The 14,910-nt window shown below is 36.5% G+C and carries 8 protein-coding genes and 1 pseudogene; 8 read left to right on the top strand and 1 reads right to left on the bottom strand.

What is annotated here, in order from left to right; all coding sequences use genetic code 11:
* The 8 genes and pseudogenes from ACUTSE_RS15150 to ACUTSE_RS15115 form a co-directional block, all read left to right on the top strand.
* Window positions 1–1,767, top strand: a pseudogene (locus tag ACUTSE_RS15150) (hypothetical protein); the annotation flags it as partial.
* Window positions 1,768–1,793: 26 nt separating this feature from the next.
* Window positions 1,794–4,301, top strand: coding sequence for a beta strand repeat-containing protein (locus tag ACUTSE_RS15145; RefSeq protein WP_445640848.1), 2,508 nt, complete (start codon window positions 1,794–1,796; stop codon window positions 4,299–4,301).
* 18 nt (window positions 4,302–4,319) lie between these two features.
* On the top strand, window positions 4,320–6,365 hold the full coding sequence (locus ACUTSE_RS15140; protein ID WP_445640847.1) for a hypothetical protein: 2,046 nt from the start codon (window positions 4,320–4,322) through the stop codon (window positions 6,363–6,365).
* Window positions 6,366–6,372: 7 nt separating this feature from the next.
* Window positions 6,373–6,876, top strand: a complete 504-nt coding sequence (locus ACUTSE_RS15135; RefSeq protein ID WP_445640846.1) for a hypothetical protein — start codon at window positions 6,373–6,375, stop codon at window positions 6,874–6,876.
* 72 nt (window positions 6,877–6,948) lie between these two features.
* Window positions 6,949–9,492 (top strand): hypothetical protein, encoded by a 2,544-nt coding sequence (locus ACUTSE_RS15130; protein ID WP_445640845.1) that lies wholly within the window; start codon window positions 6,949–6,951, stop codon window positions 9,490–9,492.
* Window positions 9,493–9,507: 15 nt separating this feature from the next.
* On the top strand, window positions 9,508–10,833 hold the full coding sequence (locus tag ACUTSE_RS15125; protein WP_445640844.1) for a gliding motility-associated C-terminal domain-containing protein: 1,326 nt from the start codon (window positions 9,508–9,510) through the stop codon (window positions 10,831–10,833).
* Window positions 10,834–10,844: 11 nt separating this feature from the next.
* Window positions 10,845–11,777, top strand: coding sequence for a PorP/SprF family type IX secretion system membrane protein (locus ACUTSE_RS15120; protein WP_445640843.1), 933 nt, complete (start codon window positions 10,845–10,847; stop codon window positions 11,775–11,777).
* An 11-nt stretch (window positions 11,778–11,788) separates the two neighbouring features.
* Window positions 11,789–13,750, top strand: coding sequence for an OmpA family protein (locus ACUTSE_RS15115; RefSeq protein ID WP_002986169.1), 1,962 nt, complete (start codon window positions 11,789–11,791; stop codon window positions 13,748–13,750).
* A 114-nt stretch (window positions 13,751–13,864) separates the two neighbouring features.
* Here ACUTSE_RS15115 and ygiD read toward each other — a convergent pair whose 3' ends face one another.
* Window positions 13,865–14,698, bottom strand: a complete 834-nt coding sequence (gene ygiD / locus ACUTSE_RS15110; protein WP_445640842.1) for a 4,5-DOPA-extradiol-dioxygenase — start codon at window positions 14,696–14,698, stop codon at window positions 13,865–13,867.
* Window positions 14,699–14,910: the final 212 nt, after the last annotated feature.

Below are 14,910 nucleotides of genomic sequence, written 5' to 3'. Positions count from 1 at the left end.
GGAGATGTAATTGGAGAAATTGACGCTAATGCAAATGCAATTACGTATAATGATAACTCAACTCAATTAGGTGTTACAAACGTACAAGGAGCGATTGAGAAGTTGTTAGAAAAAATCACAACGATTGAAGGAACAACTGGAGATTTAGTCGTATCTGGAGGACTTGAATTTATTGAAAGAACGACAGGTGTAGCTAAATTGTTAGCGGATGCAAACATCCAAATCGCTGATAAAGGAGTTACTGCTGAAAAATTAGACGGTGGTAAAGGATTAGACGGACGCGTAGGTGTTGCAGATGGTGAAGGAAACATCACATACAAAACGTTAGACGAAGTAGTAAAAGCGAATGAAACAGTAACGTTATTCGTACAAAACGCAAACGGAACCTATACGTATTATAATGAAGATCAAATTGGAGTAGATGGTTTACCAAAAGCTGGTGTAACAGGTACAACAATTGATCCAAAAGAAGTTTCAGTTGCTTTAAACACAACAACAAATGTATATGAGTTTAAAAATGCTGAAGGAGTTGTAATTGGAGAAATTGATGCCAATGCAAATGCAATTTCTTACGATGATTCAACAACAAACTTAAACGTAACGAATGTACAAGGAGCGATTGAGAAGTTGTTAGAAAAAATTACAACGGTTGAAGGAACTAAAGGTTCATTGACGTCAGCTTCTATTTATGTAGATGGTGGAGCAGATGCTTTATTAAAAGATGCAAAACTAGATCTTAAAGGAGGTTCAACGGATGGACAAGTATTAGTTACGGTTACGAAAGATGTAGTTGTCGGAAAAGATGTAAATGGTGATGACATTACAGAATCTCGTAAAGTAACAGAATGGCAAGATCCAAAAGACGTTGTTGCTACAACGGTAACGGCTAAGAACGGTATCACAGTAGTGAATGACGCAGATGGAAATAGCGAGTTTAGATTAGGAGGAAGTTTAGATGCAGCGACAACAATCACAACAAGTGCTACAAATACATTAGCGATTGCAGGATTGGATACGGTAACAACAAATCCAACAGCAAATAACTTAGTGATTGCAGATGCAGCAGGTGTGTTAAAACAAACATCTGCGAAAAACATGATTGAGGATGTTATCACACAAGGTGATCTAGAGGCTAAAAAGCTAAAAGGGGTAGGTATTACAGTTACTGCTGGCGAAAATGCTGGAAATAACTTGAATACAGAAGTAGCAAGTTCTTTATTAAAAGACGTGACTTTAGGTATTGCTGATAAAGCGGTAACAGCTGGTAAATTAGATGCAGGTACAAGTACTTCAGAGGCTCCACGTGTTGGAATTGCTGATCAAGAAGGAAATGTAACCTACCAAGATTTACAAACAGTAGTACAAGCAGAGCAAAAAACAGTAGTGTTAGAAAATGGTACCAATACAACCGTTTCTAAGCGTGTAGATGCTACAAATCCAAATGAGACTATTTGGAAAGTTAATGTAGCAAATGCTGTTAAAACGGTAATGGCAGCAACAGCTTTAGTAGCAGAAGATGCTGTAGTACTAGTAGATGCTAATGCAGCACCAACAGAAGGTATCGTTATCACGCTACCAGAAGCAGACGCAAATAACAAAGGAAAAAAATACACTATTAAAAAACTAGACACGAACGAAGACGGTTATGTAGTTGTTGCAGGAAACGTTGCAGGGTTAAACGGTAAAAAGCTAGAAACAGGCTTACCATACTCTGGATGGGACTTTGTATCAGATGGTACACAATGGCAAATCGTTAACAAATTTTAATCACCTTACTTAATCAGAAATTAATCATGAAAAAAATTATATTATCAGCAGCAGTAGCTTTTACAGTATTAACAACATCGAATGTTGTCGCTCAACAAGGATTTGGAACAAACACACCAGATCGCTCAGCTGCTGTAGATATCGTGTCTAGCAAAAGAGGTTTATTGATTCCTAGAATTGACATTCCTAATTTAGACCAAGCAGCACCAGTTGCAAATCCTGCAAATGCCTTAATGGTGTATAATACAGGATCAACAACGGCAGCAGGTTTTTACTACTGGGATGCAACTTATAATAATAATGCAGGTAGATGGGTGCGTTTCGTATCGTCTAACTCAGGAAACGCAGTAACGGTTTCAGCAGGAACAAATGTTACTGTTAAACCAACAACAGACGGACGTGATACAGATTACAACGTAAGTGTAAAAGGTGGTGCAGAAGCAGGACAAGTATTAGTTACGAAAATAGAAGTAGTAAATGGAGAAACTGTTCACACAACTGAATGGGTAAAGCCAGAAGATTTTATCCAAGGATCAGTAGTTGGTGTAAATGGTGTTACAGCTGAAATCGTTGGTGATAAAGTACAAGTTGGATTAGGTGGAGCTTTAGGTAAAGCAACAACAATTGAAACAACAGCTGGAGATAAAGGAAATACTTTAGCGATTACAGGTTTAGAAAAATTAGACGGTTCTACTGGAAAAGAATTTGACGCAACTGCACAAAATATTGTGATTATGGGAGCGGATGGAATCTTAAAAGTAGTAACGCCAAAAGCACTTTTAGAAGATGTGATTACAGAAGGAGTAAATGGAAAAGCATTGACTTCATCTTCTATTACAGTGGATACAAATGGAGCTACAGCACTTTTAAAAGATGTAAACATCGAGATTACACCTGGTGGAGCTGGTGGAATGGTTTTAGTAACAAAAGATGATAATGGAACTAAAACAACAGAATGGGTAACTCCAGAAAGTCTAGGAAATACAGTAACAGCATCGAACGGTTTAACGAAAGATGCAAACAATGATATCGCTTTAGGTGGTGCTTTATCAAAAGCTACTACAATTACAACAGATGAAACAAATACATTGGCATTAGACGGTTTGAAAGAGCAAGATAAAGCAGGTGTAGCTGGTAAAAATGTAGTTCTTGCTGATTCAAAAGGAGTATTAAGCGAAACAACGCCTGCAAATTTAATTGGTCAAGCAATTGAAGATGGAGGAATTGACGCTAAAACATTAAAAGGAGATGGAATTACGGTAACTGCAGGTTCAACTGTAGGCACATCATTAGAAGTAGCAAGTGCTTTATTGAAAGATGTGACTTTAGGTATTGCGAATGGAGCAGTAACAAATGAAAAAATTGATGCAGGAGCTGTAACAGCAGATAAAATGACATCGAAAGATGCAGCAAGTGGAGACAATGCTGAAGCAGGTAAAGTACCAGTAGCTGATGGACAAGGAGGTGTGACATATCAAAATGTTTCTACTGCTATCGGTAAAGATTTAACAACAGATGGAAAAATCGTTATTGGTACAAATAAAGATTCTCAATTAGAGGATGCAGTATTGGTTCCAACTCATTTAAGCATCAAAGAAGGAAGCATTACAACAGATGAAATCGCGGACGGAACAATTGCAAATATTGATTTAGGAAGTCAAGTGGTTTCTGCTGATAAAATGACATCAAATACTACAGCGAATGGAACAGCGACTCCAGCAGGAGAAGGACAAATTCCAGTAGCAGATGGAAATGGTGGAGTTACGTACCAACAAGTAACAGGTGAGTTGTTAAACGGTAAAGCGTTAACCTCTCCAACAGGATCAATTAGTGTAGTTGGTGGAGAAAAAGCGTTGTTAGATGGTACTACTATTGATATTAAAGGTGGTTCTGCAGCAGGACAAGTTTTAGTTACTAAAGAAGTAATTGATGGTAGTACTACTACCTATGTTACAGAATGGGTAACACCAAATGATTTAGGTAATACAGTAACAGCTTCTAACGGTTTAACAAAAACAGATAACGATATCGCTTTAGGTGGTACAATTGATAAAGGAACAACGCTTGCAATTGCGCCAGGAACATCAAATCCTGATGGAACAGTAACTGGAGGAGGTTCTTTAGCAATTACTGGTTTAAAAACGGCTGATTCAAAGCAAGGAAATAAAACAGTAGTGGTTCAAGCAAACGGACAATTAGCAACAATTGACACAGCTGCCGGAAATGTTACTATCAACCAAGGTGGAGATGTAAATATTAGTGATAATTCAGTAGTAAATAACTATCATCCTTCAATGAGCGAAATCGTGATTGAAGTGACATTAGGAGCTACGGATACAAACTTAAGTTTACCAGTAGTAAACGGAACTGAAGGACAAACTATTAGTGTGAAAATCGTAAATACAGACGAAGACCACAATGGTTACTTAAATATCAAATCTGGAAGTAATGTATTAGCGTATGGAGCTATGCCACACCAAGGATGGATTATCAAATCGAATGGAACGAAATGGATCGTTGTAGGTCGTAACTAACAAAAAAGAAAAACAAAGATGAAAAAAAGATACATTGGAATTGCAGGGCTTGGTTTAGTATTGGCATTAGGTACGCAACAAGTTCACGCACAACAAGGTTTCGGTACAGATAAACCAGCAAAATCAGCAGCAGTAGATATACAATCCTCAAAAAGAGGATTGTTGATTCCACGTGTGGATTTAGTTGAAACAACAAATGGTGTAACACCAGTTAATGCTCCAGCACAATCATTGATGGTGTATAATGAAAAAAAACAAAATGATGTAGTTCCAGGATATTACTATTGGGATACAAATCGTTGGGTTCGTTTTGCACAACAAGGAGATATCACAGCTATTAATTTAGCAGGTGACGTAACAGGGCCAACAAATGCTACGGTAGTAGGAGCTATTCAAGGCGTTGCTGTATCGAACGTAAATCCAACAGCCAATCAAGTATTGACTTTTGATGCAACAGAAGGAAAATGGAAAGCAGTAAGCTTAACAGAAAATAACCTGACAAGTTCAAAAGGAATTACAGGAACTGGAATTACAGTAAGTGGAGAAACAAATGGAGCGAATTCAACCTTGAAAGAGGTAGCTTTAGCTATTACACCAGGTGCAGCGAATCAAGTGATGGTTACAGATGCAACTGGGAAGTTTACAACTTGGGTGGATCAATCAACGATTGCACCAGCAACGACTCATACGATTGGTAAAGTAGAAAATACAAATGGGAATACCCTTATTTCTACTGTAAATGGTGTTGAAGCAACAACAGACATTATTGCTAATGTAAGCAATACCATTACGAATAATACAGTTTTGAATACAACAGTAAATGGACAAACAGGTCAATTAGATTTAGGTCCTGTTATTCAAGCTGGACAAAAAGTTTCTACGGTTGTAGATGGGGTAAACACAACAGTGACCTCTACTGTAGATCCAGCAAGTGCAAATACTACAGTATATCAAGTGAATGTATCGAAAGATGCGATTCAAGGAGAGCAAAAAACAACTTCTGTTGTAGGTAAAGATAATAAAGTATCTGTAGTTACTACAGGAGCGGGTACAACGGGAAACAATACAGAATACACAGTAGGAGTAGAACAAGGAAATCTTGATTTAGCTCAAATCGGTGGATCCTTAACACCAGGGCAAATTGCTCCAGGTACAGAAGGGCAAGTATTGACAACAGTAGAAAAAGGAGGGGATCTTGCTACTTCTTGGGAAACTCCTAAAGAGCATGAAAATATCTATACGCATGATGGAACGTTGATTACTTCAACTCCGAATAAAATACAACGTAAAGTTTCTTTTGGAGATTTTAAAAGCTTGTTTTTTGATCGAAATGGAGATGGTCATGATTTTACATTTGATGATTCAAGACACACTGGTTTGAACATGTATGGTGTTATGTCATCTATTGGTTTAATTGCAAGTGAACTTTCTAATGGGGTTGAATCAAAGTTGAAATTTATCCATAAAACAGATTTATCAGAAATTAATGCTAACTCTAATAAAGGATTAAAAATTGCAGCAGGATATCATAAAGACATTACATTAGGAACATTTTATTTAAATCCTGGCGAAGACAATGAAACCTATGACCCAGCATTAGTAATTAAAGGAGATAGTGGAGTTCAGGTAGTAAATATCAATAAGCCAGCATTCAAAGGAGCTGCAACAGATAAAGTAGTAGTCGCTGATGCAGATGGAGTATTAAAAGCATTAAAAGCAGTAATGCCGAAATTCTTCTATATGCCATCAGTTATGGTGCCAACTGCAGCGAATCAAGCAACGCAAGAAGGGGTTACTTTTGATAATGGAACTCATAGAGGTACTATTAATTTGTACACCATCTATCAGAAACAATTTGGAACACCAGTAATGAGCAGCCCAGGAGCAACAGCTTTACCTGTGTTACCAGCAACGGAGCTAGGTTTCCACGTAACATACGCTACTTCAGGAGTATTTACAATTGAAAGCATCGATGCTCAAGGAGTAATGACTTATACTGTAAACGCAAGTGCGAATGTAAATGCAGGAAGCTTTATTAATATTGTTTTCTCTGTTAAAGAATAACCAAATAATGAAGAAAAATATTTTATATATAACTTTAATTTTTGCTCTGTGCTTTGGAATCAAAGCACAGGCGCAAAATGGTCAAGTGAAAACGGTTGAAGAAAAAATTAGCTCTTTAACACCAAGAGAAGCACAAAGATTTGAAGAGATGATTGCAGGACAAACTTCTTTTGTACTTGTTTCACATGATAGTAATGTTTTTTTTATTGAACGTGAAGGAACCGAATCAAAAGTAATTTTATTAGAAAAAATTTCAGCTGAAACTAACTTAAAAAATTCGCCATATAGATCATCTATTCCAAGTAGTGAGATTTTACTTATTGATACAAGAAACGGAAATGATTATACTGAAATAGTAAATATTGATTTTAAGGCATATTCAAATTTAAAAACAATTGTTATTATTACATATACTGATATAGATTTAATTGCACTTCAAGAATTGGTTTCGACAGTACAAGAATTAACTCAAGTGGAAATCTTGATTGATAAGATAGAAACTGAAATATAAAAGATTATGGAAAAAAAATGGTTAAATCGTAAGATCTTTACTTTAATATTTGTTTTTTTTACATCTTTTGTGATGCTTGGACAAGTACAAAATAAAGTTGATTTTAAATTAAGAAAATCAGCACAAGCACCAGGTAATTTTAAAAATACAGAGATTTATCGTTTGCAAGGAGATTTTACTATGATTGGTAATGCGAACCTATTTGATAACCCTTATACTGATGGGGGATCTAATAGTAATAATACTAAGATGAGTTTTTATAGATTGTCAGGTGATCCAAGCCAAATTAAAAATTCATCTTCTGCAGATTTAGTACTACCAGTAGGAATGAGTAAAGAATGTACTGAAATTGTTTACGCGGGTTTATATTGGTCGGGACGTGGAAATAATAATTCTATGACTTTATCCAATGGTCTAGTAAAAAACAAAATTAAAGTAAAATTACCTGGTAAATCTACCTATGAAGAATTAACAACTTCAGAGATTCATTTTGGGGGCTCAGATGTAAATGGTATGTATACTGGATACATGGATATTACTGAAAAAGTTAGAAATCTTAAGGGAAATGCTTGGGGAACTTATGCAATTGCTGATGTAGCAACTACAATAGGAGATGGTGGTAGTGTTGGTTACTATGGAGGTTGGGGAATTGTAGTTATTTATGCAAATCCAACGATGAAATGGAAAGATATTACAGTCTTTGATGGGTTTAGTCAAATTGCATATGATGGAAAAACTGGGAATTGTATAAAATATCAATGGGGACGGTGTACAGAATATGAGAAAATAACAACTTTTGGAGAGCTAGAAGTTTCGGGTTTTAGAGCTTCTCAATCTGGTGATGTTAAGATAAAAATGGGAATGATGGCTGGAGAAGGTGATAGAGGAATTGAAGGAGATGTTTTTGATATTTTAAAGAAGACACCGAATAATCCTTCAAATTCAGATTGGTATCGTTTAAGTCATAGCAGTAATCAGGAAAATGATTTTTTTAATTCATCTATTTTAACAGGTGGAAACCCAAGAGTTCCAAATCGACTGAATAATTATGGAATGGATGTCGTTATGTTTGATTTACCAAATTCAAATAACCAAATTATTGGAAATAATCAAACTCGTACCAAATTTCGTTTCGGAACTGTACAAGATACTTATGTAATTTATAATATCGTTTTTGCAGTCGATGCCTACGTCCCTGAGATTATTGGAGAAAATAAAGCAATTGCTGTAGATGGCAGTGCTCTTCCAGTGCATAACGGAACAATTACGCCAGGACAGCAATTTGGTTTTGAACTAGATGTATTTAATAAAGGAACAGAAGCGGTAAACGATTCAAAAATAGAAATTCCTGTACCGTCCAATTTACATTTTGCAGGTGCAAATGTACAAACTGGATTTCCAGTAGGTGGAAGCGTAACTTGGTCACCTCCAACAGGTGGTACAAATGATCCTAATGTTACTGCAGGAGGAACTATTGTATGGAATATAGGAGTTTTACCTTTAGATCAACGTGCAGATAAAAGTACTCTATTAGCGAAATTGAAATACTATTTTAAAGTATCAGATAACTGTGTATTATTATCTACGAATGTTTGTGGTTTAGAAGTGCGTATCAATGGTAAAATTTCTGGAACAGGAGCTACTTCTAGAACGAATGTATCTTCTGAATTAGTGAGAGATTACGGAAGTGGTGCGTGTGCAGGACCTGTATACGATGATTTTATGTCAACGATTTCTTTGAGTGTTGATTTCTTACAAAACTGTAACCCACCAGTTGAAAATAATGTCATGCAATTCAAAGCTTTTTGTGATGTTCCAGCTAATGGTTATTCAAGAGAAGAAGTTATTGCTAAATACCCTGTAGGAGCTAAGTTCTTTAGTACAATTCCATCATCTTATGACTCTACTACAGGGGTAGTATTGAATGATTTTGTAGTTAACACAGATGGAAGTAAGAAAATGTACTATGTGATGACACCTGGTATGGGGGATGGATGTTATGCTAGATTAGAAATTAGTGTAGACAAGGTGGTAACTGAACCAACAGCTAAAAATGTGATTGTATGTTTGGGAGAACCAATCGTTTTAGAAAACGCTTTATCTCAAACAGGAGTGACAAATCAATATGCTTTGGTATATTTTGATGCTAATGGAACGACTAAACTTGAAGGTGAACCAAATCCTACAACAGTAGGCGTACATAACTACTTTGTAGCAGAAGGAAAAGACGGATGTGTGGGACCAAAGAAACCATTTACGATCACAATTAATGCTTTACCAGTTATCAATGGTGAAGTAGCTGATATGGAGATTTGTTCGAATTTTGATGTTACAACAACAGTGCAAACAACGGGTTCAGGATTGAGTTATACTTGGGAGTATTCAACAACAGGTACAACATGGCAAACGTTAACGGACACTACTTTTTCGAATAAAGTTGTGGTTACGAATAATACGATTGCAGTGAAACATGCGGATACTCAATTAAACGGTACAAAATTGCGTTTAAAAGTACGTAACAATACTTGTACAGCGACGTCTAATGTATTTGAAATTAAAGTAAAAGATTGTCCTGCTGTAACGAATCCAATGTTGTTAAATTCTGCTATTCAATAATCTAAACGAAAGAGTATGAAAAAAATATATAGCAACCGAGTACTTTTCCTAAGTTTATTAGGTGTTAGTGTAGCGGCAGTAGCACAAGAGAACCAAGCTTCTTTTGTTAACCAAGGGGAGATGGTTGTAGGTAAAGATGGAATTATTTCCACCATCTACAGCTTTGATAACCAGGAGGGAGCTTCTGTAGTGAACGCAGGAACGGCTTATTTTTACCGTGATTTCAACAATAATGGATATTATTCTTTTGATGAAGAAAGAAAGAATAACAGTACAAGTACGGCTGTTTTTACCCGTTATGAAGATGAGCGTGGATCACAGTTGCTAAGTGGTAAATCTCCTTCTAAGTTTTATAATGTACAGCTGAATAACGATACGAAAGAAGTAGCGTTTGATTTGCAAAACAACATCGACGTTCATGGAACAATGGACTTTCTTGATGGAATCATAAAAGTAGATCCTACAATTGATCCAGGAGAAAAAGTATCAAAAGGGATGTTGAGTTTCCACCCTGGATCTAAAGCAACGAATGTAGATGATGCTTCACACGCAGAAGGTTTAGTAGAAAAAATCGGAAATGAACCTTTCCAATATCCAAAAGGAGATAAACAGATGTATCGTTATGCACGTATTACTGCGCCTAAAGATATTAAAGACGTTTTCCTTGGAGAATACCGTACAGATGACAAACAATTCTTTACTGCGCGCGCAGCAACAGCTGGTGTAATCAAAGAATTGGATAAGAATGAGTACTGGTTAATCGATAGAGGAAGTGATACAAAAAGTGATATCCTATTAACGTTGAGTTGGGATGAGCGTACAACGCCAGCTTCTATTATTGCAGATCCAGAAAACGAATTGCACATTGTGCGTTGGGATGCTAAACAACAACTATGGGTAGATGAAGGTGGAGTTGCGGATATGTCAACGAAAGAAATCACGACGGTAGCAGCAGTAAAAGGATATGGATTCTTTACATTAGCAACCGTGAAAAAAGACTGGATTTTAGATGGTGATATCGTAATTTATAACTTGGTAACACCTGATGGAGATGGTAAAAACGATTACTTTATCATTGACAATATCAATAAATATCCAAACAATACCGTAGAGATTTACAACCGTTGGGGGGTAAAAGTATACGAAACTAAAGGCTATGACCCATCAGGAGACGGAAGTTCAAATGTATTCAAAGGATATTCTGAAGGACGTGTAACCATAGATAAGAGCAAGAAATTACCAAGCGGAACATACTATTACGTAGTAACGTATGAGTACAAAGACCAAAATGGTAGTCGCATGATTAAGAAAGCTGCAAATTTACATTTGGAGTCTAATTAAATCAAAACTAGATGAAATTAAAAAACACAATACAGACGATTGTTCTTGGAGGTATAGGTTTGCTCAGCATGACGCAAACCTATGCTCAACAAGATCCACAATATACGCAATACATGTATAACCATTCCAATATCAACCCGGCGTATGCAGGGAGTAGAGAAGGGTTAAACATCTTCGGTTTATATCGCACCCAATGGGTAGGATTAGAAGGAGCTCCTAAGACAGCAACCCTATCGGTGAATACACCTTTAGGAGATTCAGGATTGGGATTAGGAGTGAACTTTGTGAATGATCACTTGGGGGTAATGGATGATAATACACTATCCGTTGATTTATCCTATGCAATTGATTTGAATTACCACACTAAATTAGCCTTTGGATTAAAAGGATCGGCAAATTTATTAGATGTAAACTACAGCAAATTGCATATTTACAATCCGACAGATCCAGTAGCAGAAAATGATATCAAGAATAAATTCACACCCAATGTTGGAGCAGGATTATTCTTATACTCAGATAAAGCGTATGTAGGATTATCTATACCAAATATGTTAACGCGTTCACGTTATAACGACAATGACACGAAAACACTGCGTCAAAAAATGCACGTGTATTTAACAGGGGGGTATGTGTTTGATTTAAATAACGATATCAAATTCAAACCTGCAGCTATGGCAAAAATGGAGCAAGGATCTCCATTGCAAGTGGATCTATCTGCAAACTTTATGTTTGTTGATAAATTTACAGCGGGAATTGCGTATCGTTGGGATGCTTCTGTAAGTGGTTTAGTTGGTTTCCAAGTGTCAGAAAATATCTTTGTTGGATATAGCTACGATGCCGAAACAACGAAATTAGCCAATTATAACTCGGGATCTCACGAGATATTCATGCGATTCACTTTGTTTAACAGCTATAAGCGTATTACTGCGCCAAGGTTCTTCTAATTGTTACAAGTATGGTAAAACAGATAATACAACTGGCAATTCTGAGTGCAGCCTTGAGCTTTAGCTTCTCGGGATACAGCCAGATAAAAAAAGAAAAACAAGCGGATAAAAGTTTTGATCGCTTGGCGTATATTGACGCAATTAAAGTATATGAACGTATTGCCGATAAAGGATTCGTTAATACGTCAATTTTACAAAACTTAGCGGATGCTTACTATTTCAATGGAAAGTTAGTAGAAGCAAATAAATGGTATACGGAGCTATTTGATGGAAATTACGAAGACAAAGATGTAGCCGCTCTATCTTCTGAATATTACTATCGTTATGCACAAACGCTAAAAGCAGCGCAAGAGTATACCAAATCAAAAGAAATGATGGATCGTTTTGCCGCATTAGAGCAAGAGGATTCTAGGTCAGCGTTGTACAACAAAAACCGCGATTACTTAGAGCATATCGAAAACTTTTCGGATCGTTACGACATTAAATTGTTAGACATTAATACGGAGTACTCAGATTACGGAGGAACCCTATTAGGAGATCAATTGGTATTTACTTCAGCACGTGCAACAGAGCACGAAAGTGGAAGTAAAATTCACTCGTGGACCAACGAAAGTTATACTAGCTTATATAGCTCGAAAATTGACCAAAATGGTTTTGGAGAACCTGTGCTTTTCGCACCAGAGATTGAATCAAAGGTGAATGATGCCACAGCTGTTTTTACACAAGATGGAAATACGATGTATTTTACACGTAACAATTCCAAAGCCAGTGGAAAAAGCAAACAAAATAGAGATAAAACTTCTTTATTAAAATTATACAAGGCAGTAAAGCAAGCGGATGGGAAGTGGGGACTAGTAGAGGAATTACCGTTTAATTCGGAAAATTTCAATACAGCCCATCCTGCTTTAACTCCTGACGATAAATGGTTGTATTTTGTCTCAGATAGAAAAGAAACACTTGGACAATCGGATTTATTCCGCGTAGCCTTATATGAAAATGGAGGGTACGGACCAGTGGAAAACTTAGGAAAATCAATAAATACAGAAGGAAGAGAAAGTTTTCCTTTCATATCTTCGGATTTTCAACTATATTTCTCCTCTGATGGGCATCCAGGTTTAGGAGGAATGGATATATTTGTAGCTAAATTATATCCAAACGGTACTTTCGGTCCTGTGGTAAACATGGGAACGCCAATTAACAGCAGCCTTGATGATTTTGGATTCTATCTGGACCCAAAACAAAACAAAGGATTTGTTAGTTCAAACCGCGCAGAAGGTAAAGGATCAGATGATATTTATTTCCTTGCAGAGAAACCGTGTAAACAAACAATTGAAGGTACGGTATACGATAAGGATACCAATGAAGTATTAGCTGATGCCCTTGTGGTAATTTCTGATGCGATGTATCAAAAATCAGATACAATTTATACGAATAGCAAAGGTTATTACGTTACTTCTTTATTAGACTGTGGACATAAGTACCGCATCAAAGCAGAGAAAAAATTATACAATACTGTTGAAGTTGCTTTCAACGTAAATCGCGAACCAGGGGTTAAAACCGTAAATATCGGATTAGAGAAAACGGAAAAACCACTAGGTGTAAATGACGATTTATTCAAGAAGTTAAAACTTCAACCGATTTACTTTGACTTTGACAAGTCGAATATCCGCAGAGATGCTTCGATTGAGTTGATGAAAGTAGTAGAGGTAATGAAAGAATACCCAACATTGAAAATCGATGTTCGTTCGCATACTGATAGTAGAGGAAATGACGAGTACAACATGAGTTTATCTGATCGTCGTGTGAAATCAACAATCAAGTGGATGATTGGACAAGGAATCGATCCAAGCCGTTTAACAGGTCGTGGATATGGGGAAAGTCAATTGCTAAACAAATGTAGTAATGGCGTACCATGTACAGTGGAAGAACATCAGTTAAACAGACGAAGTGAGTTCATTATTATAGAAATGTAATACAAACACATAACAAACAACAAAGCAATTTTTTTTCGATGATCCTGCTGTAGGATTTAAAATAAGCAGCACTAAGCCCACAAGAGCGCTCGATTTATCGAGCGCTCTTACTTTTTATTGGTAGTACATAAAGGAAGTCATACTTAATGAGCCCCCTACATAGGCATCATTGAAGAACATTAACTCATCCTTCTTGTCTTTTAAACCTAAATTGTATAGCATGGGGATATAATGCTCCAGTGTAGGAATAGCAAGGGAAATATGTGGATGTAACTTTTCATAGTCAAGCAGTCGCTTAAAATCATGGTCAACAATCGCTTGTTGAAGCACAGCATTAATTTCTATCGCCCAATCAAACCCGTAATTGTTTTCCATTTGATCCCAAGATAACAAACGCAAATTGTGAATCATATTACCACTGCCAATCAGTAAAACGCCTTTTTTGCGCAATTCACGCAATTGTAAGGCCAATTGATAGTGATAGTCCAATGGTTTATAATAATCAATACTCAGCTGTAAAACAGGGATATTCGCCTGAGGAAATAGATGTCTGGTAATAGACCAAGTACCGTGATCCAATCCCCAATCGTGATCTAAATGAAGATCAAACGGTTGAACTAATTGTTGGGTTTCAACGGCTAAAGCAGGATCGCCAGGTGCGGGATAAGACACTTCAAATAAAGGTTGTGGAAACCCTCTAAAATCGTGTATAGTCTCAGGAAAGTCCATGGCGGTAATCGCACTTCCTTTCGTTAACCAATGAGCAGAAATAACTAATATGGCTTTAGGGGTTGGTAATGACTGACCTAAACTATGCCAATTCTGTGAAAATACAGTATCTGTGATGGCATTCATAGGAGAACCATGTCCAATAAATAAGGTGGGCATCACCTGTTCACTATAGGATAAAGTCTGTGAAAAGCGATAAAGATCTTGAAGTGATTGCATAGTATTTCATTTTGATACGTAAAGTTCTACATTTTATTTTTCTCTTTTGGCTTAAATGTTAAACGTTTAACTACCTATAGAAAAGAAATAAAACCAATGTATTTGGTTGGAATCCTGCTAAATTCTGAAAAACTGAATCTTAAAATTAGTATAAAGTAATGGTGTTTTTTACTTCGATTTTGTGTTGGAACGAGGTAAAAAATTTGAATGTT

Source organism: Myroides sp. TSA_177.3 (assembly GCF_052691955.1).
Note: the sequence above shows the minus strand (reverse complement) of the source record. Positions and strands in the feature narration are given on the sequence as shown.

Excerpts from the sequence above, each read along its gene's own strand:
- ACUTSE_RS15140 (WP_445640847.1), top strand. The coding sequence starts at position 4,320 with ATGAAAAAAAGATACATTGGAATTGCAGGGCTTGGTTTAGTATTGGCA.
- ygiD (WP_445640842.1), bottom strand. The coding sequence starts at position 14,698 with ATGCAATCACTTCAAGATCTTTATCGCTTTTCACAGACTTTATCCTAT.
- ACUTSE_RS15135 (WP_445640846.1), top strand. The coding sequence starts at position 6,373 with ATGAAGAAAAATATTTTATATATAACTTTAATTTTTGCTCTGTGCTTT.
- ACUTSE_RS15130 (WP_445640845.1), top strand. The coding sequence starts at position 6,949 with ATGCTTGGACAAGTACAAAATAAAGTTGATTTTAAATTAAGAAAATCA.
- ACUTSE_RS15115 (WP_002986169.1), top strand. The coding sequence starts at position 11,789 with ATGGTAAAACAGATAATACAACTGGCAATTCTGAGTGCAGCCTTGAGC.
- ACUTSE_RS15125 (WP_445640844.1), top strand. The coding sequence starts at position 9,508 with ATGAAAAAAATATATAGCAACCGAGTACTTTTCCTAAGTTTATTAGGT.
- ACUTSE_RS15145 (WP_445640848.1), top strand. The coding sequence starts at position 1,794 with ATGAAAAAAATTATATTATCAGCAGCAGTAGCTTTTACAGTATTAACA.
- ACUTSE_RS15120 (WP_445640843.1), top strand. The coding sequence starts at position 10,845 with ATGAAATTAAAAAACACAATACAGACGATTGTTCTTGGAGGTATAGGT.